Annotated in this window: 24 protein-coding genes; 5 read left to right on the forward strand and 19 right to left on the reverse strand. The window is 61.6% G+C overall.

Going from position 1 to position 24285, the window contains the following annotated elements; translation table 11 throughout:
• Nucleotides 1-36: 36 nt before the first annotated feature.
• The 3 genes from K5Y35_RS26820 to K5Y35_RS26830 all read right to left on the reverse strand — a co-directional run bounded on the left by K5Y35_RS26820 (nt 37) and on the right by K5Y35_RS26830 (nt 2857).
• On the reverse strand, nt 37-1188 hold the full coding sequence (locus tag K5Y35_RS26820; RefSeq protein WP_222834503.1) for a TDT family transporter: 1152 nt from the start codon (nt 1186-1188) through the stop codon (nt 37-39).
• A gap of 105 nt (nt 1189-1293) precedes the next feature.
• On the reverse strand, nt 1294-1605 hold the full coding sequence (locus K5Y35_RS26825; protein WP_222833374.1) for a cupin domain-containing protein: 312 nt from the start codon (nt 1603-1605) through the stop codon (nt 1294-1296).
• A 52-nt stretch (nt 1606-1657) separates the two neighbouring features.
• Entirely contained in the window at nt 1658-2857 is a 1200-nt protein-coding gene (locus K5Y35_RS26830) for an MFS transporter (RefSeq protein WP_222833375.1), read from the reverse strand.
• 91 nt (nt 2858-2948) lie between these two features.
• Here K5Y35_RS26830 and K5Y35_RS26835 point away from each other — a divergent pair, with 91 nt between their 5' ends.
• The gene (locus tag K5Y35_RS26835; protein WP_123465938.1) at nt 2949-3491 is read left to right on the forward strand and encodes a TetR/AcrR family transcriptional regulator; all 543 of its coding nucleotides are present in this window, start codon (nt 2949-2951) and stop codon (nt 3489-3491) included.
• A 245-nt stretch (nt 3492-3736) separates the two neighbouring features.
• Nucleotides 3737-7207, forward strand: coding sequence for a PAS domain-containing hybrid sensor histidine kinase/response regulator (locus K5Y35_RS26840; RefSeq protein ID WP_222833376.1), 3471 nt, complete (start codon nt 3737-3739; stop codon nt 7205-7207).
• A 34-nt stretch (nt 7208-7241) separates the two neighbouring features.
• Here the strand turns inward: K5Y35_RS26840 and rmuC are convergent, their stop codons facing one another.
• Together rmuC and K5Y35_RS26850 are read right to left on the reverse strand one after the other, a co-directional pair.
• Complete coding sequence (rmuC, locus tag K5Y35_RS26845) at nt 7242-8606, reverse strand: DNA recombination protein RmuC (protein WP_185015799.1); 1365 nt, start codon at nt 8604-8606, stop codon at nt 7242-7244.
• A gap of 175 nt (nt 8607-8781) precedes the next feature.
• A complete protein-coding gene (locus K5Y35_RS26850) occupies nt 8782-9105 on the reverse strand; it encodes a sel1 repeat family protein (RefSeq protein ID WP_186748347.1) in 324 nt (107 codons plus the stop codon).
• A 1022-nt stretch (nt 9106-10127) separates the two neighbouring features.
• Here K5Y35_RS26850 and K5Y35_RS26855 point away from each other — a divergent pair.
• The 3 genes from K5Y35_RS26855 (at nt 10128) to K5Y35_RS26865 (ending at nt 12529) form a co-directional block, all read left to right on the forward strand.
• Nucleotides 10128-10352 (forward strand): hypothetical protein, encoded by a 225-nt coding sequence (locus K5Y35_RS26855; protein WP_108589715.1) that lies wholly within the window; start codon nt 10128-10130, stop codon nt 10350-10352.
• 276 nt (nt 10353-10628) lie between these two features.
• Nucleotides 10629-11111 (forward strand): hypothetical protein, encoded by a 483-nt coding sequence (locus K5Y35_RS26860; RefSeq protein ID WP_123465930.1) that lies wholly within the window; start codon nt 10629-10631, stop codon nt 11109-11111.
• 146 nt (nt 11112-11257) lie between these two features.
• Nucleotides 11258-12529 carry an OmpP1/FadL family transporter gene (locus K5Y35_RS26865; RefSeq protein ID WP_123465928.1) on the forward strand — a complete coding sequence of 424 codons (1272 nt, stop codon included), beginning with the start codon at nt 11258-11260 and terminating at the stop codon, nt 12527-12529.
• A gap of 127 nt (nt 12530-12656) precedes the next feature.
• Here the strand turns inward: K5Y35_RS26865 and K5Y35_RS26870 are convergent, their stop codons facing one another.
• From K5Y35_RS26870 to cobO, 14 genes are all read right to left on the reverse strand, one after another.
• Nucleotides 12657-13217, reverse strand: coding sequence for a glutathione peroxidase (locus K5Y35_RS26870; RefSeq protein WP_186748353.1), 561 nt, complete (start codon nt 13215-13217; stop codon nt 12657-12659).
• A gap of 54 nt (nt 13218-13271) precedes the next feature.
• Complete coding sequence (locus K5Y35_RS27995) at nt 13272-13394, reverse strand: hypothetical protein (protein ID WP_256591474.1); 123 nt, start codon at nt 13392-13394, stop codon at nt 13272-13274.
• Nucleotides 13391-14599 (reverse strand): MFS transporter, encoded by a 1209-nt coding sequence (locus K5Y35_RS26875; RefSeq protein WP_222833377.1) that lies wholly within the window; start codon nt 14597-14599, stop codon nt 13391-13393. Before K5Y35_RS26875 ends, K5Y35_RS27995 begins: the two co-directional genes overlap by 4 nt.
• Before the next feature lie 52 nt (nt 14600-14651).
• A complete protein-coding gene (locus K5Y35_RS26880) occupies nt 14652-15056 on the reverse strand; it encodes a MarR family winged helix-turn-helix transcriptional regulator (RefSeq protein WP_123465922.1) in 405 nt (134 codons plus the stop codon).
• Between the two features lie 192 nt (nt 15057-15248).
• The gene (locus tag K5Y35_RS26885) at nt 15249-15980 is read right to left on the reverse strand and encodes an adenosylcobinamide-GDP ribazoletransferase (RefSeq protein ID WP_123465920.1); all 732 of its coding nucleotides are present in this window, start codon (nt 15978-15980) and stop codon (nt 15249-15251) included.
• Nucleotide 15981: 1 nt separating this feature from the next.
• Nucleotides 15982-16557, reverse strand: coding sequence for an alpha-ribazole phosphatase family protein (gene cobC / locus K5Y35_RS26890; protein ID WP_222833378.1), 576 nt, complete (start codon nt 16555-16557; stop codon nt 15982-15984).
• Complete coding sequence (gene cobT, locus K5Y35_RS26895) at nt 16554-17609, reverse strand: nicotinate-nucleotide--dimethylbenzimidazole phosphoribosyltransferase (RefSeq protein ID WP_222833379.1); 1056 nt, start codon at nt 17607-17609, stop codon at nt 16554-16556. Before cobT ends, cobC begins: the two co-directional genes overlap by 4 nt.
• Nucleotides 17606-18127, reverse strand: a complete 522-nt coding sequence (cobU, locus tag K5Y35_RS26900; RefSeq protein WP_222833380.1) for a bifunctional adenosylcobinamide kinase/adenosylcobinamide-phosphate guanylyltransferase — start codon at nt 18125-18127, stop codon at nt 17606-17608. Before cobU ends, cobT begins: the two co-directional genes overlap by 4 nt.
• A 148-nt stretch (nt 18128-18275) precedes the next feature.
• Nucleotides 18276-19727 (reverse strand): cobyric acid synthase, encoded by a 1452-nt coding sequence (locus K5Y35_RS26905; RefSeq protein WP_222833381.1) that lies wholly within the window; start codon nt 19725-19727, stop codon nt 18276-18278.
• Nucleotides 19724-20716: a threonine-phosphate decarboxylase CobD gene (gene cobD / locus K5Y35_RS26910; protein ID WP_123465910.1), complete on the reverse strand. Its 993-nt coding sequence runs from the start codon at nt 20714-20716 to the stop codon at nt 19724-19726. Before cobD ends, K5Y35_RS26905 begins: the two co-directional genes overlap by 4 nt.
• Nucleotides 20709-21617, reverse strand: a complete 909-nt coding sequence (gene cbiB, locus K5Y35_RS26915; RefSeq protein WP_186748361.1) for an adenosylcobinamide-phosphate synthase CbiB — start codon at nt 21615-21617, stop codon at nt 20709-20711. Before cbiB ends, cobD begins: the two co-directional genes overlap by 8 nt.
• The gene (bluB, locus tag K5Y35_RS26920; RefSeq protein ID WP_186748367.1) at nt 21614-22264 is read right to left on the reverse strand and encodes a 5,6-dimethylbenzimidazole synthase; all 651 of its coding nucleotides are present in this window, start codon (nt 22262-22264) and stop codon (nt 21614-21616) included. The genes cbiB and bluB overlap by 4 nt, the downstream gene beginning before the upstream one ends.
• Before the next feature lie 47 nt (nt 22265-22311).
• On the reverse strand, nt 22312-23661 hold the full coding sequence (locus K5Y35_RS26925; RefSeq protein WP_222833382.1) for a cobyrinate a,c-diamide synthase: 1350 nt from the start codon (nt 23659-23661) through the stop codon (nt 22312-22314).
• Complete coding sequence (gene cobO, locus K5Y35_RS26930) at nt 23658-24269, reverse strand: cob(I)yrinic acid a,c-diamide adenosyltransferase (RefSeq protein WP_123465901.1); 612 nt, start codon at nt 24267-24269, stop codon at nt 23658-23660. Before cobO ends, K5Y35_RS26925 begins: the two co-directional genes overlap by 4 nt.
• Nucleotides 24270-24285 lie beyond the last annotated feature (16 nt).

Here is a 24285-nt window from a genome sequence, read left to right on the forward strand (position 1 = left end):
CGCGATCCAGGCCACACCTTACCTAAACTTTCCAGGTTATTTCTTCAAACCTGCAATGCAGGGCGAGACAAACAGCTCGCCGCGCCATGCGCCTTGCACGGTACGTTTGCCGACAATCAGCCACATCACTGCCAGTAAAGTCACCAACACCGTGCCGACGACATTGAAAAACGCCAGATCGAGAACGCTGGCCAGTTTTAGCGTCGCCAGCGAATACACGCCCAACGGAAAGGTGAAGCCCCACCAGCCGAGGTTGAACGGGATACCGTCGCGCAAATAACGCGCGGTAATCAGTAATGCCATCAACATCCACCACAAGCCGAAGCCCCACAGCGTGATACCTGCCACCAGGCCCAGGCCCGAAGCAATTTCACCGACACCCGGCAGACCGTTGGCGGCAAAGATTGCCGGCGCGTCGCCCCCCAGCAACAACATGCCCAACGCTCCCGTGCCGATCGGACCGAGCGCCAGCCAGCTCGACGCGGCCATGTTTTCGTGGGGCAGCTTGTGCAGGGCCATACGCAGCAACAGGATCGTCAGGATGCTGAACGCCACCGGCAGGGAAAAGGCCCAGAGCACGTAGCTGGTGGTCAACACCACCAGTTGCGCATGGGCATCGGCGAGATGCGGTGCGAGCAAGCCGCCACTGGCCGCTGACACTTCTGCGGCCACCACGGGCAACAACCACACAGCGGTCATCTGGTCGATGCTGTGCTCCTGACGGGTAAACATCATGTAGGGAATCAACACGCCGCAGGCCAGCGACATGCCCACATCGAGCCACCACAGCACTTCGGCAAGGTGAATCACACCTTCCCCCCAGCGTGGCAGGCCGAACAGCAGAAAGCCGTTGATGATCGTCGCCAGGCCCATGGGAATGGTGCCGAAGAACATCGACACGGTGGAATGACCGAAAATCCGCCGCGCCTCGTCAAAGAACAGGATCCAGCGCGCGGCGTAGGCGAAGGTAAACAGGGTGAACAACAGGATGTTGAACAGCCACAGCCCTTCGGCAACGGTGTGTAATCCGGGAATTGCCAGCGGCAATTGCGCCAGCGCCAACGCCAGCACACCGGTGCCCATGGTTGCGGCGAACCAGTTAGGGGTAAATTGGCGGATCACTTCACGCGGATGCTGAAGCTGACTGAATGGCTTGAGGCCGGTTTTGACGCTGTTGGGGCAAATCATCATGAACTCCTGTCCTCTGGTGAGGTTGAGTCCATGGTAGATCTGAATCGAATATCTATATAACGGGCAATATCTCTAACTGTTATCTGTTTTATGGATAAGCCGTCAGACACTGCCTTCGCTTTCTATCACCAGAATCCGCGCCGCGCCCTGCGGATGCGCCACATGCTCAGTGCCAACCGAGGCATAAAAAATATCACCGACCTCCAGCAGCACCTGCTTTTCTTCACTTCCCTCGCGATAGCGCATCTGCACCCGGCCATCGAGCACCACAAACACTTCCTCACCGTCGTTGATGTGCCATTTGTACGGCTGATCCGTCCAGTGCAGGCGCGTGGTGATGCCGTTCATGTTGGCGATGTCCAGCGCGCCCCAGGCGCGGTCGGCGGTGAAGGACTTGCTGCGAATGATCTTCATGAATCGTTCCGTGAGCAGATTGACTACGCAAGGCTAACCGAAAGCGCTGCGCTTATGGCGCGCGACACACCTTGGCCGGCGCCGGACGCAAGCTGAGCAACAATGCCGCCACGGCCAGCACAATCAACACCGCGCCATAACCATCGGTGGTCACCAACAACCCCAGGCTGCGGGTCAGGTGCCCGGCCAGCAACGCCGGCAAACAGAACGCCAGGTAACTCAGCACGTAATATGCCGACATCAGACCGGCCCGCTCATGGGGCAAGGCCAGCGGTACCAGGCTGCGCACGGCGCCGAGAAATCCCGCACCGAACCCACAACCGGCCACCAGCGTACCGAGGAAAAACAGCGACAGACTGGCGCTGTGCACGCCGAGCAGAATCAGCACCAGGCCGATCGGCAGCAGACTCGCGCCCCATTGCAGCGCGCGGGCGGCGGGTCGATTGCGCATGGTGACAATCATCAGCGCTCCGGTCACAGTCAGGGCCGCCACGGTCGCGCCACCGATCAGGTTGGAGGTCGAACCGGTGGCGGTGCGCACCAGCGACGGGGCCAACGACGCGTAAAAACCGCCGAGCGCCCAGGTCGCGGTGTTCAGCGGCAGCACTCGCCACAGGGTCGGGCGCGCCTGCAACGGCACATGCAGCGTCGGTCGCAGCGACGCCCACGCCCCCGCTTGGTGGGTGACCGTTTCCGGCAGGCGCCAGACATACAGCGCCTGCAACACAAACAGCGCAAGCAATAACCAGTAGGTCAACTGCAGCGGCGCCGGGGCGAACTCGGCGAGCAAACCGCAGCCCATGCCACCCAACGCCATGCCCAATAATGGCGCGACGCTGTTGATCAATGGCCCTTGCTGACGATCCGTATCGAGCAGTGTTGCGCTTAAAACGGCGGTAGCCATGCCGGTGGCGAAGCCTTGCAGCACCCGTGCGCTAATCAGCCAGGTCACGCTGTCGGCCCCGATAAACCACACCATCGCCAAAGCGTTGAGCAGCACGGCAGTAAAAATCACCGGTTTGCGTCCGAGGTGATCGGACAGCGAACCGACGGTCAGTAACGCCGCCAGCAGACTGAGGGCGTAAACGCCGAAAATCAGGGTCAGCACCGCTGCCGAGAAGTGCAACTGGTCCTGGTACAGGTGATACAACGGCGTCGGCGCGGTGGAAGCGGCGAGAAAACTGAGTAAGGTGATCGCCAGAAACCACAGGCTGGAACGGTTGGAAGCGCCGTTATTAAAAGGGCTGGTCATGTGCACACTCCGCAAAAGCTAATTTTTTGCTTTTGCGGAGTGTGCTACCGCCTCACGCTTAAAGCAAATTCTTTGTGTTAAGGTCTGCCCCATGGCTATTAAAGAAGGTTTACGCCCCGGTGGCCGCAGCGCCCGGGTGCAAGATGCAATTCATTCGGCGGTCCGTGCACTGCTGCAGGAACAGGAGCGTTCGAGCGTGACCGTGCCGCAGATCGCCGCACGCGCCGGGGTCACGCCATCGACGATTTATCGACGCTGGGGTGATCTGGCGGCGTTGCTGGCGGACGTCGCGCTTGCCCGCATGCGCCCTGACAGCGAACCGGCACAAACCGGCAGTCTGCGCAGCGATATCCGCGCCTGGGCCGAGCAATACCTCGACGAGATGAGTTCCGAGCCCGGGCGCAACATGATGCGCGACGTGCAGGCCAGTGCCACGCCGGGGTACTGCGTGACAATCCTCGGCGCGCAGCTGCAGACCATCATTGAGCGCCACCCGGATGAAGCGGCGCCGAGTATTGATCGGTTGATCAATCTGGTGGTGGCGCCAGTGGTGTTCCGGATTCTGTTTTCAGCGGCGGCGCTGGAGGTTGAAGAGTTGCATCGACTGATTGATATCGCGTTGCGTCAGGACTGACGCCATCGCTGGCAAGCCAGCGCCCACAGGATCTGTGAGGTCACAGCGTCTGTGCCACTGGAGATTTTTGTGGGAGCTGGCTTGCCAGCGATGAGGCCTGAACGGTCACTGCAAAAACCACCCGGTTCTTGCGCTGCGACACCTCGCCACGCCACGACCTTGGTCGACACTGACTAACCGCCGCGCACATGCGAGACTGTCCGCCCGGGCAGGAATGCCAGGGAGTCTTCTGTCGGGAGTGTTGCATGTCGTTGTCCACCGGGCTGATCGCCGCCGTCGCCCTGGCCTATATGGCCATCATGTTCGCCATCGCCTTCTACGGCGACCGTCGCAGTGCGCCGTTGCCGCCGCGGATGCGCGCGTGGGTGTACAGCCTGTCGCTGGCGGTTTACTGCACCAGCTGGACGTTCTTCGGCGCCGTCGGTCAGGCCGCCGAACAACTGTGGTCGTTCCTGCCGATTTACCTCGGGCCGATCCTGCTATTGGTCGGCGCGCCGTGGGTCCTGCAAAAAATGGTGATGATCAGCAAACAGGAGAACATCACCTCCATCGCTGACTTCATTGCCGCGCGCTACGGCAAATCGCAATCGCTGGCGGTGGTAGTCGCGCTGATCTGCCTGGTCGGCGTTCTGCCCTACATCGCCCTGCAACTCAAAGGTATTGTCCTCGGCGTGAACCTGTTGATCGGCGCCGGTGCCGATGCCATGGGCACTCGCGCCCAGGACACCGCACTGATCGTCTCGCTGGTGCTGGCGCTGTTCACCATTGTCTTCGGCACGCGCAACCTCGACGCCACGGAACACCACCGTGGCATGGTGCTGGCGATTGCCTTCGAATCGCTGGTCAAGCTGTTCGCCTTTCTCGCCGTCGGAGCCTTCGTGACGTACGGTCTGTACGACGGCTTCGACGATCTGTTCAATCAGGCGATGCTCGCCCCGCGCCTCGAGGAATACTGGAAAGAGACCATCAACTGGCCGTCGATGGTGGTACAGACCGGCGTGGCGATGATGGCGATCATCTGTTTGCCGCGGCAATTCCACGTCACCGTGGTGGAGAACATCGACCCGCAGGATCTGCGCCTGGCCAAATGGGTATTTCCGGCGTACCTCGCCCTCGCCGCGCTGTTTGTCGTGCCGATCGCCCTTGCCGGGCAGATGCTGCTGCCCAGCGACGTATTGCCCGACTCATTCGTGATCAGCCTGCCGCTGGCCCAGGCCCATCCGGCACTGGCGATGCTGGCATTTATCGGCGGTGCGTCGGCTGCCACCGGCATGGTGATTGTCGCCAGCGTGGCGCTGTCGACCATGGTGTCCAACGACATGCTGTTGCCGTGGTTACTGCGGCGCAATAATGCCGAGCGGCCGTTTGAGGTGTTCCGCCAGTGGATGCTCTCTGTGCGCCGGGTGAGCATCGTGGTGATTCTGCTGCTGGCCTATGTCAGCTACCGCCTGCTCGGTTCGACCGCGAGCCTGGCAACCATCGGCCAGATCGCCTTTGCCGCGGTGACGCAACTGGCACCGGCGATGCTGGGCGCGCTGTACTGGAAACAGGCCAACCGTCGTGGCGTTTTCGCCGGACTCGCAGCCGGGACCTTTCTGTGGTTCTACACACTGGTTCTGCCGATTGCTGCGCACAGCCTCGGCTGGTCCCTGAGCAGTTTTCCGGGGCTGGCATGGCTGCACGGTAATCCGCTGAACCTGCCGATCACGCCACTGACCCAAGGCGTGGTGCTGTCGCTGGCCGGTAACTTCACTTTGTTCGCGTGGGTATCGGTGCTGTCGCGCACGCGAGTATCGGAGCACTGGCAGGCCGGGCGTTTTATCGGACAGGAAATCAGCGCCCGGCCGAGTGCGCGCTCGATGCTTGCGGTGCAAATCGACGATCTGCTGCAACTGGCCGCACGCTTTGTCGGTGAAGAACGTGCGCGGCAAAGCTTCATCCGTTTTGCTTATCGCCAGGGCAAAGGCTTCAACCCGAACCAGAATGCCGACAGCGAATGGATTGCCCATACCGAACGGTTGCTGGCCGGGGTGCTCGGAGCGTCTTCGACCCGTGCGGTGGTAAAAGCCGCCATTGAAGGCCGGGAAATGCAGCTTGAGGACGTCGTCCGGATCGCCGACGAAGCCTCGGAAGTGCTGCAATTCAACCGCGCCCTGCTGCAAGGCGCGATCGAGAACATTACCCAGGGCATCAGCGTGGTCGACCAGTCGCTGAAACTGGTGGCCTGGAACCGTCGCTATCTGGAGCTATTCAACTACCCGGACGGCTTGATCAGCGTCGGCAGGCCGATCGCCGACATCATTCGCTACAACGCCGAGCGCGGCTTGTGTGGCCCCGGCGAAGCGGAAGTGCATGTCGCCCGGCGCCTGCACTGGATGCGTCAGGGCCGTGCGCACACCTCGGAACGTCTGTTCCCCAATGGCCGGGTGATCGAGCTGATCGGCAACCCGATGCCCGGCGGCGGTTTCGTCATGAGTTTCACCGACATCACTGCGTTCCGCGAAGCCGAACAGGCGCTGACCGAGGCCAACGAAGGCCTGGAACAACGAGTCACCGAGCGGACTCAGGAACTGTCGCAACTCAACGTCGCCCTGACCGAAGCCAAGGGCACCGCCGAGGCCGCCAACCAGTCGAAAACGCGCTTTCTGGCCGCCGTCAGCCACGACCTGATGCAACCGCTGAACGCCGCGCGCCTGTTCTCCGCGGCCCTCTCCCATCAGGACGACGGGCTGAGCAGCGAGGCGCAGAAACTGGTGCAGCACCTCGACAGTTCGCTGCGTTCGGCCGAGGACCTGATCAGCGACCTGCTGGACATTTCCCGCCTGGAAAACGGCAAGATCAATCCCGATCGCAAGCCGTTTGCCATCAACGAACTGTTCGACACCCTCGGCGCCGAATTCAAGGCGCTGGCGCAGGAACAAGGCCTGAGCTTCCGCGTGCGCGGCAGCCATTTGCGCATCGACAGCGACATCAAGTTGCTGCGGCGAATTCTGCAGAACTTCCTCACCAACGCCTTCCGTTATGCCAAAGGTCCGGTTTTGCTGGGTGTGCGGCGCCGTGGCGACGAATTGTGTCTGGAGGTGTGGGATCGCGGACCGGGCATTCCGGAAGACAAACAGCAGGTGATTTTCGAGGAGTTCAAGCGCCTCGACAGCCACCAGACCCGCGCCGAAAAGGGCCTCGGGCTGGGTTTGGCGATTGCCGATGGTCTGTGCCGGGTACTGGGGCATACGTTGCGTGTGCGATCGTGGCCGGGGCGCGGCAGCGTGTTCAGCGTCAGTGTACCGTTGGCCCGCACGCAAACCGTGCCGGCCAGCACCACTACCGAATTGAATGGCAAGTTGCTGGGCGGTGCGCAGGTGCTGTGCATCGACAATGAAGACAGCATTCTGATCGGCATGAACAGTTTGTTGACTCGCTGGGGCTGCCAGGTCTGGACTGCACGCAATCGCGAGGAATGTGTGGCGTTGTTGAGCGAGGGGGTGCGCCCGCAATTGGCGCTGGTGGACTATCACCTCGATCACGGCGATACCGGCACCGAGTTGATGGCATGGTTACGCACCACGCTGGGAGAGCCGGTGCCGGGAGTGGTGATCAGTGCCGATGGCCGGCCGGAAACCGTGGCGCAGGTGCATGCGGCAGGGCTGGATTACCTGGCCAAACCGGTGAAACCGGCGGCGTTGCGGGCGTTGCTGAGCCGGTATGTGCCGCTTTAAGCGCACTCATGAGCCCTTGCCACAGAAGTCCGGGTTACTCTGGCAGTTCCACCAGCCCATCGACATCGGTCATCGCCCGCTCCAGCAGATCAGCCGGCAAGCTCTTGCTCGCCCGCGCGCCCAGCAATTTGAGCTGCTCACTGCGACTGACCAGATTGCCGCGTCCCTCGGTCAGCTTGTTGCGCGCCGAGCTGTAGGCTTTGTCCAACTGCTGCAAGCGATTGCCGACCTCGTCCAGATCCTGAATGAACAGCACGAACTTGTCATACAGCCAGCCCGCGCGCTCGGCGATTTCCCGGGCGTTCTGACTTTGGCGCTCCTGCTTCCACAGGCTGTCGATCACCCGCAACGTGGCCAGCAAGGTGGTCGGGCTGACGATAACGATATTGCGGTCGAAAGCCTCCTGAAACAGGCTCGGCTCGGCTTGCAACGCGGCGGAAAATGCCGCTTCGATCGGCACGAAGAGCAGCACGAAATCAAGGCTGTGCAACCCCTCCAGACGCTTATAATCCTTGCCCGCCAGCCCCTTGACGTGATTGCGCAGGGACAGCACGTGCTGCTTGATCGCGATCTGCCCCAGGGTGTCGTCTTCAGCGGCCACGTATTGTTGATACGCCGTGAGGCTGACCTTGGAGTCGACCACCACCTGCTTGTCGCCCGGCAGATAAATCACCACATCCGGCTGGAAACGCTCGCCATCCGGCCCCTTGAGGTTGACCTGAGTCTGGTACTCGCGGCCCTTCTCCAGCCCGGCGTGTTCGAGCACCCGCTCAAGAATCAGCTCGCCCCAGTTGCCCTGGGTTTTCTGGCCTTTGAGGGCGCGGGTCAGGTTGGTCGCCTCGTCGCTCAGGCGCAGGTTGAGCGCCTGCAAGCGTTCCAGTTCCTTGGCCAGCGAGAAACGCTCGCGGGCTTCGGCCTGGTAGCTTTCTTCCACGCGCTTTTCGAAGGACTGAATGCGCTCTTTCAACGGGTCGAGTAACTGGCCGAGCCGCTGCTGGCTGGTTTCGGCGAAGCGCTGTTCGCGCTCATCGAAGATCTTGCCTGCCAGTTCGGCGAACTGTGCACGCAGCTCATCGCGCGAACCTTGCAGGTCGTTGAGGCGCTGTTGATGGCTTTCCTGCTGCTCGCGCAGTTCAGCATTCAGCGAAGCGGCCTGTGCATCGAGGCGACGCAGTTCGGCTTCCTTGTTGGCGCGTTCAAGGTTCCAGGCGTGGGAAGCGTCGCGGGCGTCATCGCGTTCGATTTGCAGCAACTCGACTTCGCGGCGCAGGGCGGCCAGTTCGGCTTGCTTGGCGGCGTTGGCCTGCCCGAGGTCGGCGATTTCGTCGCGGCTGGCATCCAGTTGTGCGTTGAGCCCGTCCTGCGACAGTTGCGCCATGGCCAGCCGCTCTTCGAGCAAGGCGACCTCGGCCTGCCTGTCACTGGCCCGGCGCTGCAACTGCCAGGCCAGTGCCAGCAGCGGCAACCCCGCCGCTGCGAGACCGAGCAACACGCTGGTCAAGTCCATAGCCATAGCGACTCCTGCCAATCTTATAAAGCCTGAAGGTTAACCAAGGCGTCAGGTCTTGGACAGCTCAGTCTGCGATGAGCCCGAGTTCCTCTTGCGCACGACGGTCGCCGGCGCGGGCGGCCTGACGCAAAAGATCCTGACCGATACGCCGGTCCCGGGCATTGCCGCATTCACGGCACATCAACTGGCCGAGACGGCTTTGCGCTGCAACCACACCTTCACGCGCCGGCTGCTTGAGCAGGCGACCGGCCAGGTGCTTGGCATTGTGGCTGGCGCTCAGCCGCGGGCTGTCGAGCAGCCACTCGGCCACACGCACGGAAAATCGCTTGGGCGGGGTAACAGGAAGTGGTTGTGAGGTAACAGAGTCTGATACTGAGCGAAACTTCATAAAACACTGTGGGACAGATCGGAAGGCGCGCCACTCTACTCTCTTTTTCCTACAGGTAAAGTCGAAAAATAACCCGGCACGCCCGTGCTAGAGCAAGCGCTCGGGACAATCCACAGAAGCTGTGGATAACTCAGTGGACAACCGCCCTCCAACCCGCGCAAAGCCTTATGGAATGGGGCTCGCAGTCAAACTGACGATTTTTTCACCAACAAAAAAAAGCGATGGTTTTCATTGACTTAAACTTTCGATACAGGCAGTGACCGGGGTCAGGATTGTTATGACAGCGCCGTTACAGGCTGCGCAACTAATGTGCACAAGTACCTGTTACCCGGTTATATCGGTGCGCTTTTTCGGGTCGTTTTGCATCCCGAACGGGAGATAAGCGGCCTGGCGCCGGAAATGGCTGCACGCTTTTGTGGCGACCGACGGTTGATCGGGCGAGACTCCTTCGCCAGCAGACTCGCTACCCCACCAGACCGCGATCGCACTGGAAGCGAGCCTGCTGGCGAAGAGGCCAGTCATGTCACCTGTGATCCGCGCGACCGCACGTCATCTTTTTAACGATGGGTTTGCATAACCCGCAACGATTGGTTAGTATCCGCGGCGTTAGTACCAAGCTGAAAGTCAATTCCGGTCGAACACATCCCCACGGTCAACCTTCTTCCAAGAAGCCTCTACCGAAAAAAGCGGGAAACGACCCCTCGATGGTTTCCAGGTAAATCTTGCGACGACACGTCTTTGAATGAATACAAAGGGTGTTGCGAAGAACACTTACTCTGACCGAACCAACCTGCAAATTGATCAGGATCTTCACCCCGGGCCCAGAACCTTTGCCCTCGTTGTGATGCCTGTCCTCCTAAGTACCTACCTGCCAGCCCAAGCGCGCCAACTTATTCAGCGCTTCAAACTGGCTGCTTTGTTCCAGTCGGGTTCTTCGTTCGACCAACGGTGGTCGACGTTACTGGAACGTTTTAACGTTGCACGGTTCTTATCCGTGTCATTTGTAGGAACACCTAATAACTATGTCTACTCAAATCCAGACTCAGGATGCCATTCGCACCCTAACCAACGCCTTCGCACCGATGAACTGCCTGATCATGGCCGCTCGCAAAGGCTGCTTCAGCTTCACCGTAGTCAATGAACACGGGATCGCCCGCCACAGCGAGCGTCTGTACCCCGATCAGTACTCCAGCGCAGAACCGCTGCAGGCCGTGATCGATCGTACACGTCAGGCCCTGGTTGCCTGAAAGCCGAAAAGGCTGCAAAAAGCAAAAGCCCCGCCTGAAACGCGGGGCTTTTTATTGCCTGATATTTCAGTTTTTGCCCGTCGCGCCTAAGCACCTTCGGATATAACGGTTATAACTCGAAGCCGGAAATATTTTAAAAACAGACCTTTACATCGCGAATATGACACTACACTTCAACTCAAGCGGCTTGATCCGCTTGCGGCGAGCCTGAGTCGATCCACCGCTGCCAAGGCCCCCTTCAGGACTCGCCGAACCATTACAAGATCCGAGGGTTTTATGGGTATCGCTGCCAGCGAACTGTGCCGCTATGTGATCCGTCCTACATTGATTTACCTGGGACGCCACTGCGCAACCGCCGAATCCCTGCTACTGGGCATCGCCGCCAGCCAGTCCGCCCTCGGATCCGCCCTGCATGACCGCCGTGGCCATGGCCTCTACCGTATTGCCGAGCATCGCCATCAGGCCCTTTGGGATGACTATCTGGCCCTCGACCCGGAGCGCGCCAGCCTGGTGCGCGGCCTCGCCAGTCAGCACGCTTTCCTCAGCGGCCCGCACCTGGAATTGACCGTTAATCTGCGTTACGCCACTGCCATTGCCTGGCTGCTGGTCGAAGAACAAAACCCCACCCTCCCCGACCCGAACGACTTGCTGGGAATGGCGCGCATCTGGCGTCAGACCTTTCAACCCCAAGGTCGTCTGCGCGACTTCACTTACGCCTGGCACACCTGTGTTTCAACGGTGAATCAGGTCGCTTGCTGACCGCCCGGTTTCAGAAGATCGGCCAACAGGTCGCGAATCTGGTCTGATTGTCCTACAAAACCGCTCTAACTCAAGGCATACGGACTATAGCGCTGGGACGAAAATGTTGGTAATTTTCGCCCCGGTGATCACCAGGAGTTCTAATAATGAAAAAAGTCATGCTCAAAACCACCCTTAGCCTCGCCGTTACCCTTGCTTCCACTCAAATTTTCGCGGCCGGCTTTGCCCTAAACGAACAAAGCATCAGTGGGATGGGGACTGGTTTTGCCGGGCGATCTTCTGCTGCCGACGACGCAAGCACTGTTTTTGGCAACCCTGCCGGCATGTCGCGCCTCAAGCGTGAACAAGTTACCGGTGGTGTAGCCGTTGTCGATGCTCATACCGATATCAGCAATGCCAGTTCCAGCCCCAATGGCGGCAGCAACAAAGGCGACATGGTGCCCTTCACCGCTGTACCTATGGGCTTCTACGTCAAACCAATTGATGAGCACTGGGCATTCGGCCTGGGCGTGTACGTGCCGTTCGGTCTGATTACCGACTACGAAAAAGGCTTTGCCGGCCGCTACTTCGGCAGCAAGTCCGAAGTACAAGTGATCACATTCCAGCCAACTGTCAGCTACGCCTTCAACGACAAGGTATCGATCGGTTTCGGTCCGACCATCAACCGCATCGACGGCTCGCTGGAGTCCAATCTGTCGATCTCTCCGGCATTCCCGGACGGCAAGGTCAAGATCAAGGGTGACGACACCGCACTGGGCTACAACGTCGGCGTACTGGTGCAAGCCACCGACACCACGCGCCTGGGTCTGACGTACCACTCGAAAGTCGACTACAAGCTCGAAGGCGACACCAAGGTCAACTATGGTCTGCTCGGCGCAGTCGGCCTGGGCGCCAACCAGAAGTACGACGCTTCGCTGAAGATCACCACGCCTGAATCCATCGACTTCTCGGTCACCCAGGCAATCAACGATCGCTGGAACGTCTATGCCGGTACCACTTGGACCCGCTGGAGCCAGCTGGAAAAAATCACCGTCAAGAACTCCGGTGTACAACCGCTGCTGGCCGGTCAGTTTGGCGAGATCACCGAAGACCAGAACTGGCACGATTCCTGGGCTTACGCCTTGGGTACGTCGTACCAGTTGAACAAGGAATGGGTACTGCGTACCGGCCTGACCTTCGACCAGTCGCCGACCAACAACGTCGACCGTTCGCCACGCATCCCGACGGGTGACCGGACCATCTTCAGCATCGGCGCTGGCTGGAGCCCGACCGAAGACCTGACCATCGACGTCGCTTACTCGTACCTGAAGGAAGAGTCGGTCAAGATCCGCAACGAAAACGCACGTGGCCAGACCTACGACGCCAAGTATGAAAACTCGGCAAACGGTTTCGGTGTCGGCGCGACCTACCGCTTCTGATGCTGCCGGGCGGGGTTAACCCCTCGCCCACTAAAAAGCCCCGCTCTCTTGTACAGAGGCGGGGCTTTTTTAATGACTTGAGACTCCTGCTGAAATACACAAGGCTCCCACCAAAGCACTCAACGCATCAGGGCTTCAGCGGTTTCGAAGCGATGGCCTTCTCGATCGCCGCAATAAACTCCGGATCATCCGGCTTGGTCAGGCTTGAAAAACTGGCGATCACCTTGCCCTGGCGATCGACCACGTATTTGTAGAAGTTCCACTTCGGCGCGCTACTCTGCGCAGCGAGTACCTGAAACAGATGCGTAGCGTCATCTCCCCGAACTTTTTGAGGCTCGGTCATGGCGAAGGTCACGCCGTAGTTGGCGTAGCAGACCTTGGCGGTCTCTGCGCTGTCCTTGGACTCTTGCTTGAAGTCATTTGAAGGAACCCCGAGCATTTGCAGCCCTTGCGCCTTGTAGCGCTGATTGAGCGCCTCCAGGCCTTCGAACTGCGGGGCAAAACCGCAGAAGCTGGCAGTGTTGATCACCACCAGCGGTTTATCGGCGTACTGCTGGCACAGGTCGATGGACTCCTTGGCCCGCAATTTGGGCAGCGAACCTTGCAGCAGATCGGGACAGTCAGCGGCCTGGGCCAGGCCAGTCAACGCCATCAGCAACGCGGGAACAGCACACCAGCGCATCAGCATGTCGAGCATCCTTAAGCAGTCATCAGGCTTCGAAGTTACTCGCCACGCCCCGTTCTAGCAAATGCTCATGCCCAACTGCATCAAGGCCAGGCCGCCCTGATGCCAGCCCCACCACACCAACGCCAGCAGAGCAGCGCCGAGGGCAGCGAAGACGAAACGCGGCCAGAGTCGGCTCATGCGGCGTGCGCACGGGATTGCAGACGCGCGACAGGTCGCTCGCGCACCGGCCAGTTCAACGCGGCGGCCAACAGGCTCAGAAGAATTGCCACTTGCCAGATCAAGTCATAACTCCCGGTACGGTCATAGACCACCCCGCCCAGCCAGCCGCCCAGAAACGAGCCGAGCTGGTGGAACAGGAACACGATGCCGCCAAGCATGGACAGATTGCGCACACCGAACAAGGTCGCCACCGTACCGTTGGTCAACGGTACGGTCGACAGCCACAGGAAGCCCATGGCCATACCGAACAGATAGGCCGAGGTGGTCGTCACCGGCAGCCAGAGGAACAGCACGATCACCACCGCACGCAGCAAATACAGAGCGGTGAGCAGACGCGGCTTGGACATGCGCCCGCCCAGCCACCCGGCCGTATACGTGCCGAAGATATTGAACAGACCGATCAGCGCCAGCACTGTGGTGCCAACGGTGGCCGGCAAATGTTGATCGACCAGATACGCCGGCAGGTGCACACCAATGAACACCACTTGAAAACCGCAGACGAAAAACCCGAACGCCAGCAGCCAGAAACCGGAATGCGAACAGGCTTCGCGCAACGCTTCGGACAGGGTCTGTTCATGCCCCGACACTGGCAGCGGCTTGTCCTTGAGCATGCTCACCAGCGGCACGATCAGCGCCACCAGCAGGCCGAGCACCAGCAACGCCGCCGACCAGCCGAGCCAGCCGATCAGGCCGAGCGTACCCGGTAACATGGCAAACTGGCCAAAGGACCCCGCCGCACTGGCGATGCCCATGCCCATGCTGCGTTTTTCCGGGAGTACGGCACGGCCGACCACACCGAGGATCACCGAGAACGAAGTGCCGGACAGACCGATGCCGATCAACAGACCGGCACTCAAGGACAGGGTCAACGCCGAATCGGACAACCCCATGCATACCAGGCCCAAGGCGTAGAGCACGCCGCCGATCAGCACCACTTTCGCCGCACCGAAACGATCGGCCAACGCGCCGGTAAACGGCTGCGCCAGACCCCAAATCAGATTCTGCAAGGCAATGGCGAAGGCAAACACTTCGCGCCCCCAGCCGAACTGCGCGCTCATCGGTGACAGAAACAACCCGAAGCCGTGTCGCACGCCCAATGACAACGCCAGAATCAGCGCACTCCCCAGCAACACCCAACCGCACGTACGCCACATCGTTGTCATTGTTATTCTCCAGTCGCGGGTATATACCCGCTTGAACCCGAAAAAACCGGCATCAGGCCAGTTCGTCCAGTAATTTCAGCAAGGTTTCACGCTTCTCGGCACCCAGACGGTCAATCAACCGTTGCTGCGCCGCTTCCCAGGCTGGCAGTGCAGCGGCCAGACGTTGCGCGCCGGTTTCGGTGAGCCGGACGATGCGGTTGCGCATGTCTTCGCCCTCGGCCAGCGCCACCAGACCGTCGCCTTCCAGCACCCGCAGATTGCGGCCCAGGGTGCTGCGATCCAGGCCCATGGCTTCGGCCAGTTCCGAGATGCTCGGCTGATCCAGACGCTGCAGGTTACACAGCAAAGAATACTGGGCAACGTTGATCCCGAAGCCGTCGAGGGCGCCGTCGTAATGCCTGCTGACGCCACGCGCGGCGCGACGCAGGTTGGTGCACAAACACTGAGAAGGAAGCATGATGCGTGTATATACCCGCGACTGTGTTAAATCAAGTTACACATGAGTTTATCAATAAGATTTGTGGCGTCTGCCCCACCGCCATCGCTGGTCCCACAGTTTTTGCAAGTCGTCACAAAATCTGTAAACGCCCTCAATACCTGAGGGCGCTGGCTTGCCAGCGAAGAGGCCTGAACATTCACCATAAACCGGTCAGACCAACGCCAACCCCACCAGTACCGCCATCTCCAGCAATTCCAGCAACGCCCCCGCCGTATCGCCCGTAGTCCCGCCCAACCGCCGCATCATCACCTGCCGCAGCCAGACAAACATCCCGAACGCAACAACCAGCGCAACAACCGCTTCAACCCCGGCGATCAGCAAAGAGCCCAGCATACTTGCGCCAAGCACCCACCATCCTGCCCTGCGCGGCAGATGATCGGCCAACGCCTGCCCCAATCCTCCCGCCCGCACATACGGCGTGGTCAAAAACAACCCCAACAGCGCCGCACGCCCCAGCATCGGCACGATGAGCAACACCACGCCCTGCTGTTGCTCGATCAGCGCCAGCAATGCGGCAAACTTGAGCAGCAACACCAACACCAGCGTGACCACCGCAATCGGCCCGCTGCGCGGATCCTTCATGATTGTCAGGGTGCGCTCCCGATCACCGAAGCCACCAAGCCAGGCGTCAGCGCTGTCGGCCAGTCCGTCGAGATGCAGCGCGCCGCTGAGCAGCACCCACACGGTCAGCAACAGCGCCGCATGCAACAACAATGGTGCGCCGGCCAACGCCAGGTTCAACCCCCAGAGCATCACCCCGAACAGCAACCCCACCAGCGGATAACACAGCAACGAACGGCCGAGCTGCTCCGGCTGCGGCATCCCCGGCAGACGAATCGGCAGACTGCTGAGAAATTGCAGGGCGATCCACAGTGGCAACATGTCAGTGACCTTCCTTGAGCGAACCATTGGCTTCGACCGTCAGGGAAAACACTGATGCATGCGCGACCTCGACACTCAGCAACTGCTCACGGGGCAGCCCCCGCGCCTGCGCCAGCAACAGGCGCATCACGCCGCCGTGACTGATCAGCAAGACGCGCTCGCCAGCATAGGCCTGATGCAGGCGCGTAATCGCGCCGAGCACGCGAGCCGCAAAATCGCTGACCGCCTCACCCTGTGGCGGGGTGAACGCATACGGGTCCGCCCAGAACAGCCCCAGCGCCTCGGCATCGGACTCCATGAGCGCTGCGGCACTTTGCCCTTCCCAGGCGCCGAAATGCAGTTCCTGCAGATCCTTGTCCAGTTGCACCGGCAGATTCAGTTGCTCACCCAATTCTGCAGCGAACCGTGCACAACGCTGCAGCGGCGAGCTGACCAGCCGATCCCACGGCCCGCCTGCGACCACTGCCGCGCGCATCTGCGCCCAGCCTTGTTCGGTCAGCGCATCATCGAGACTGCCGCGCAAACCACCGCCCAGTTCAGTCTCACCGTGACGCAGCAGATCCAGACGCAAGGTCATGCCGGACGATCCGCCACCGCCGCTTCGGCGAAGGTCGCCATCTGTCCATGCAGGTCGCACGCCAGACGCAACAACGGCACCGCCAGCGCTGCCCCGCTGCCCTCGCCCAGACGCAAGCCGAGTTCCAGCAGCGGTTCGGCGCCGAGGGTTTCCAGCACATGGCGATGGCCCGGTTCGGCACCACGATGACCGAACAGCAGCCATTCGCGGCAGGCGGGATTCAAACGCACGGCAACCAGCGCGGCGACGCTGCAGATAAAGCCGTCGACCAACACTGCAACGCCTTCCTGGGCTGCCGCCAGGTACGCACCGACCAGCGCCGCAATCTCGAAACCGCCGAGGTTGAACAGGGTTTGCAGCGCGTCGCCACGCTGTGCAGCGTGCAGGGCCAACGCGCGCTCGATGACTTGGGCCTTATGGCTGACACCTTCGGCATTCAAACCGGTACCGGGACCGGTCAAGTGGGCCACCGGGCAATCGAGCAAGGCGCAGGCCAGCGCACTGGCAGCGGTGGTGTTGCCGATGCCCATTTCGCCACCGATGAACAGCTGCGCACCCACCGCTTTCGCCCGCAACACGCTGTCGCGACCGGCCTGCAAGGCGAGTTCGCCCTGCGCTGGAGTCATCGCCGCGCCCTTGACGAAGTTCGCCGTGCCCGGACCGACATTCAGGTGCAACACGCCCGGCAGGTTCAACGACGGCGTCACGGTGCCGAGGTCCACCACTTCCAATTGCGCACCGAGTTGGCGCGCCAGCACACTGATCGCTGCGCCACCACTGACGAAGTTGAGCAGCATCTGCCCGGTGACTTCCTGCGGGAACGCAGACACCCCTTCGGCGACCACGCCGTGATCGCCGGCAAAAATCGCGATCCAGATCTGCTTAAGCGTCGGCTTGACCTGCCCTTGCAGGCCCGCCAGTTGTACCGCCACGGTTTCCAGGCGACCGAGGGAGCCGGCCGGCTTGGTCAATTGCTGTTGCCGCGCCGCCGCTTGGGCGACAACCTCGGCATTCACCGGTTTGCACGGATTGAGCCACCAGGTTTGAGTCATAACGCAGGTCCTTTCAGAGTCAGGGGCAGGCCGGCGACGGTCAGGACGACACGCTGACAGCGCTCAGCCAGAGCTTGATGCAGCCAACCGGCTTCATCGACGTAGCGGCGAGTCAATTCGCCCAGCGGCACGACACCCATTCCGGTCTCGTTGCTGACAAAAATGATTTCCCCCGGCAATGACGCCAGGCCGTCCAGCAGGGCGTCACGTTCAGCGACCAGACGCTCTGCGTCATCGAGCATCAGCAGATTGGTCAGCCACAGAGTCAGGCAATCGACCAACAGGCAGCGCTCGGCACTGGCAGACTCGCGCAGCACGCGGGCCAGTTCGAGCGGCTCCTCGATCAGGGCCCATTCCACAGGACGGCGGGCGCGGTGATGGGCGACGCGGTCGCTCATTTCGCCGTCCAGCGGTTGGCTGGTGGCGATATAAGTGACCTGCAACTGGCTGTCGCTGGCGAGTTTTTCCGCCAGGCGACTTTTGCCGGAGCGGGCGCCGCCGAGGATCAGTTGGAGCATTTTTTTATCCAGAAAAGGTTTAGTGAGATCACCGGCCTCATCGCGGGCAAGCCCGCTTCCGCAGGTTTCAGTGGTGTTCACAAAATATGTACCCGACATCAAACCCTGTGGGAGCTGGCTTGCCAGCGATGGGGCCTGGTCAGGCCACTCAAATCCCACAGAGCTGACGCAATAGCCCGGTATCCAGATGCTTTTCCACCAGATCCGCCAGCCGTTCGATATCGCGCTCGCGCAGTCTGTGGTAATCCACCTCCTGCACATCGCTCAACCCGGCCCAACGCAACAGCGCCGCACAGGCTTGCGGCGATTCGAACAGACCGTGCAAATAGGTGCCGAACACCTGCCCGTCCAGACTCTGCGCACCGTCGCAACGACCGTCATCCAGATGCACCGCCGCGTTTTCCAGCGCCGGCCCCACCGTCACGCCTGCATGGATTTCATAGCCGCTGACCTCTGCGTCTTCCAGCGCCAGCCGCCCGCGCACGTTGCGTAATTGTTTTTCGGCTTCCAGCGTCGTGTCGAACGCCAGCAAGCCCAACCCGGCGCTGGAACCTGCGGCCCCTTCCAGCCCCAGCGGATCGTGCACCTGCTCGCCCAGCATTTGCAGACCGCCGCAAATCCCCAGCACTTTGCCGCCGTAGCGCAAATGCCGGTTGATGGCTGCTTCCCAGCCATTGGCGCGCAGATACGCGAGATCGCTGCGCACACTTTTCGACCCCGGCAGGATGATCAGATCGGCGGCAGGAATCGCCTGCCCCGGGCCGATGAATTGCAGGTCCACTTGCGGGTGCAAACGCAGCGGATCGAAATCGGTGTGGTTGCTGATGCGCGGCAACACCGGCACCACCACTTTCAGCACCTGTTCGGCCTTGTCGGTCTGGCGCTGATCGATGCCGTCCTCGGCCTCCAGATGCAGATCCATCACATAGGGCAAGACGCCAACCACCGGTTTGCCGGTGCGTTGTTCCAGCCAGTCGAGGCCTGGTTGCAGCAAGGCGATATCGCCGCGAAAGCGGTTGATGATGAAGCCTTTGACTCGCGCCTGCTCGCTCGGCGAGAGCAGCTCCAGCGTGCCGACCAGATGCGCAAACACCCCACCGCGATTGATGTCGGCAATCAGCAACACCGGGCAATCCACCGCCTCGGCAAAACCCATGTTGGCGATGTCACCGGCACGCAGATTGATCTCCGCCGGCGAGCCTGCACCTTCGACCATCACCAGCGGATACGCTGCAGTGAGGCGTTGGTGCGAAGCGAGCACCGCCTGCATGGCGATGGCTTTGTAGTCGTGATACGCCACGGCGTTCATGCTGGTGACGGCGCGGCCGTGGATGATCACTTGCGCGCCGGTATCGCTGTTGGGTTTGAGCAGCACCGGGTTCATGTCGGTGTGCGGCTCAAGAAACGCCGCCTGCGCCTGCACCGCTTGCGCACGGCCGATCTCGCCGCCGTCGGCGGTCACCGCGCTGTTGAGCGCCATGTTCTGCGGTTTGAACGGCACGACCGCCACGCCCTGACGGGTCGCCCAGCGGCACAGCGCTGTCACCAGCGTGCTTTTGCCGGCGTCGGAAGTGGTGCCCTGCACCATCAGGGTGGTCATTTCGATTCCTTGGTAAAGGCTTGCAGCGCTTTTTCGAGCCGCGCCTCTTCAGCCGCGTCGGCGGGCAGGCCGAAACGCAGACTGCTGTTGTGGGTGAAGAGACGCAGGAGAATGCCGCGGCGGGCCATGAATTCATGCAACGTCGCCGCATGCTCGGTGCTCAGCCACTGGAACAGTGCGCAACCACCCTGCGGCTTGAAACCATAACGCTCAAGCAACGAGGCCAGGCGCTCGCTGGCTTCGTCGCTGCGAATGCGTTGACGTGTATGACCTTCAGTGTCTTGCAGACAGGCCTGCCCGAGCACCCGCGTCGGTCCGCTGACGGCCCACGGCCCGACCTGTTCGGCGAGCAATCGGAGCAGCCGGCGTTCGGCCAGGACAAAGCCGAGGCGAACGCCGGCCAGACCAAAAAACTTGCCGAACGAACGCAAGACAATCAGACCGACCAGATGAGTGTGCGCGGCCAGACTCAGCTGCGGCGTGTTGTCCATGAACGCCTCATCGACCACCAGCCAGCCGCCACGCTGGGCGAGCCGCGCGTGCCAGTCGAGCAGACGCGCCGGGGTCAGGCTCAGGCCGGTCGGATTGTTCGGATTGACCACCACCAGCACATCGAGGCTGTCGAGAAAAAACTCGACTTCCTGTTCCAGCACTTCGCGCACGATATAGCCGCTGCGCCGCCACGCTTCGGCGTGTTCGGCATAACACGGCGACAACACACCGACCTTGCCGGCGCGGCGCAAACGCGGCAACAACTGGATGGCCATCTGCGAACCGGCCACCGGCAATACCTGCGGTGCGCCATAGTAGTCGCACGCGGCCTGCTCCAGACCGTCATCGGTTTCCGGCAGGCGCGCCCAGGCGCGCAGCGGAATCGCCGGGACCGGAAACGGCCACGGCGCCAGACCGCTGGACAGATCGAGCCAGTCGGCCTCGGCGATACCGTAATCGAGTGCAGCCTTGCGCAGCCGGCCACCGTGCTCAAGCATAGAATTCAGCCCCCACGCAGAGAATCAGCAGCCATAACCATACCCCGCGCTGGACCAATTGCCAGCCGCGATCAATGGAATCGGCATCGGCCGGCACACCCTCACCGAGTTGTGGACGCTCGTGCAGTTCGCCGTGGTAGATCGCCGGGCCGCCCAGCTCCACACCCAGCGCGCCAGCGCCGGCCGCCATGACCGGGCCAGCGTTGGGGCTGTCCCACTTGGGCGCCTGGCTACGCCAGCACTTCCAGGCCAGTCGGGTATTGCCGAGCAACGCGTAGGTCAACGCCACCAGACGCGCAGGAATGTAGTTGAGGACGTCGTCGATTTTCGCCGCTGCCCAACCGAAGCGCTCGAAGCGTTCGTTGCGATAGCCCCACATCGCGTCGAGCGTATTGCTCAAACGATAGAGCACCACGCCCGGCGCACCGGCGACGATAAACCAGAACAGCGCGGCGAACACCGCGTCGCTGCCGTTTTCCAGCACCGATTCGGTGGCGGCGCGAGCGACGGCGGTGCTGTCCAGTTCACAGGTCTGGCGGCTGACCAGATAGCCGACGCGCTTGCGCGCCTCTTCCAGATCATCGCTGCGCAGGGCTTTGGCTACGGGCTCGACGTGTTCGCCAAGACTGCGCATGCCGAGGGCGCAATACAGCGCGAGAATCTCGACGATCCAGCCCACGTAAGGCGCCCAGGAAAACGCGGTGGCGAGCAGCGTCAGCGGCAGCACGGCGATCACCCACGCGGTGACCCCATGGCTGCGCCAGCCGCGCCCGCCCGCATTGAAACGTTGCTCGATGCGCCCGGCGAAATTGCCGAACGCCACCAGCGGATGCCAGCGTTTCGGTTCACCCAGCAGCGCATCCAGCGCCACGGCGGCGACACTCAACAACGCCACACTCATTGACTCACTCCCCAAAAATTTTCAAACAGCAACTCATTCAGCGGACGCGCCTGCGCCCACCCTTCGAGGACCAGCATCGGTGCCGGATAAAATGCCTTGACCGGCCCCAGACACAACACAGCCAGCGGCTTGGCCCCGGCCGGCAGTTGCAGCAGATCGGCCAGCGCCTGCGGTTCGAACAGCGACACCCAGCCCATGCCCAGGCCTTCGGCGCGAGCGGCCAGCCACAGGTTCTGGATCGCACAGGACAACGAGGCCATGTCCATTTCCGGCAACGTGCGGCGACCGAAAATATGTTTTTCGCGATCGTCCATCAGCGCCGCGACCAACACCTCGGCGCAGTCGTTGATGCCTTCGACCTTGAGCTTCATGAACTCATCGCTGCGCTCGCCAAGGGCTTCGGCAGTGCGGATGCGTTCTTCTTCCACGAGGTTCTGGATCTGCCCGCGCAAGGTGCGATCACTGATGCGGATGAAGCGCCACGGCTGCATCAGACCGACGCTGGGCGCCTGATGCGCGGCTTCGAGCAGACGGCGCAGCAGCTCCGGCTCGACCGTGCCGCCAGCAAAGTGGCGCATGTCGCGGCGTTCGGCGATGGCTCGATAGACGGCTTGGCGCTCGGCCTCGGTAAATGCGTTGTCGGTCATGGCCTCTTCGCGAGCAAGCTCGCTCCCACATTGGACGGGGTGCTTGCTCAAGAAACGCGATCCCCTGTGGGAGCGAGCTTGCTCGCGAAGGCGGCGTCACGATCTGGCGCAAACAATGCGGCAATCGCAGCAGGATTCGACGGAAAATAAAAGTGCACATACGAAGCCGTCATCCGCCCCTCGCGATAAACCGCCTCGGCCCCGCGTCCGCCATTCGGGCTCAAGCCACGGGCAATCGGTGTCAGCTCAGTGGTGGTCAGCGAATGATGATAGGTGTGGCCGCGCAACGAACCTTCCGGCAGGTCCACCGCTTGCAGCGCCAGTGCCGCCAGACGTTTTTGCATCACCGCATCACCGCGCAGCAGCCCGAGCAGTTCGGCACGGCGGCCTTCGACATCGGTCAACGAATCAAGCAGATAGAGCATGCCGCCACATTCGGCGAGCAACGGCTTGCCGGCCGCATGGTGCGCGCGGATCGCGTCGAGCATTGCGGTGTTTTGCGACAACGCCGCGTGGTGCAGTTCCGGGTAACCGCCAGGCAGATACAGGCTGTCGGCCTCGGGCAATTGCGTGTCGCGGATCGGCGAGAAGAAACTCAACTCGGCGCCCATCGCCCGCAACAGGTCGAGGCTGGCGCCGTAGATAAAGGCAAAGGCTTCATCGCGGGCGACGGCAATGCGCACGCCTTCGAGCAATGGTTCGGCGGTGATGACTTCAGGCGCGGCAAATTCCACGGCCGGTGGCAGCGCTACCTCGCAACTGCTGGCCAATGCTTCGGCGGCCGCGTCGAGACGCAGATCCAGGTCATTGAGTTCACTGGCCTGCACCAGACCGAGGTGCCGGCTCGGCAACTCGATTCCGGTTTCGCGGGACAACGCACCGTACCAGCGCAGGCCTTCAGTGAGGCTGCCTTCGAGCAATTGCGCGTGACGCAAGGTGCCGACGCGGTTGGCCAGCACGCCGGCGAACGGTAGATCCGGTTGATACTTCGCCAGGCCCAGCGCCAACGCACCGAAAGTCTGCGCCATCGCGGTGCCGTCGATCACGCCAAGTACCGGCACACCAAAATGCCGCGCCAGATCGGCGCTTGATGGCGTGCCGTCGAACAGGCCCATCACACCTTCGATCAGGATCAGATCGGCCTCGGCGGCCGCTTCCCACAGCAAACGCCGACTGTCCTGCTCGCCGACCATCCACATGTCCAGCTGATACACCGGCGCACCGCTGGCGCGCTCGAGAATCATCGGGTCGAGAAAGTCCGGGCCGCACTTGAAGACGCGCACCTTGCGCCCCTGATTGCGATGCAAACGCGCCAGCGCAGCGGTGACGGTAGTCTTGCCCTGACCGGAGGCCGGCGCGGCGATCAACACCGCCGGGCAGTGACGTGGCTGATTCAAAGTTCGACGCCTTTCTGCGCTTTGATGCCGGCCTGGAAGGCATGTTTGAGCATGCCCATTTCGGTGACGGTGTCACCCATCTCGATCATTTCCGGCTTGGCTGCGCGACCGGTGACGACCACGTGCTGCATCGGCGGACGCGCCTGCAAGTCGCTCAGTACCCGATCGAGGTCGAGGTAGCCGTGCTTGAGGGCGATGTTCAATTCATCCAGCACCACCAGGCCGATCGACGGATCGCGCAACAGCTCGCGGGACACTTCCCACGCTGCTTCGGCGGCGGCGATATCGCGCTGACGATCCTGGGTTTCCCAGGTGAAGCCCTCGCCCATCACATGAAAGCGCACTTGCTCCGGGAAGCGGCGGAAAAACAGCTCTTCGCCGGTACTGTTACGGCCCTTGATGAACTGCACCACGCCGCACTGCATGCCGTGGCCCATCGCGCGGGCAAGCATGCCGAACGCCGAACTGCTTTTGCCTTTGCCGTTGCCGGTCAGCACCAGCACCAGACCGCATTCATCGGGCGAGTTGGCGATGCGCTCGTCGATCACGGCTTTTTTGCGCTGCATGCGCGCCAGATGGCGTTCATCACGCTCGGGGGAATCAGTCATGGGGGAGCTCTCCGTT

This window comes from Pseudomonas sp. SC3(2021), assembly GCF_019856535.1.
Taxonomy (GTDB): domain Bacteria; phylum Pseudomonadota; class Gammaproteobacteria; order Pseudomonadales; family Pseudomonadaceae; genus Aquipseudomonas; species Aquipseudomonas monsensis.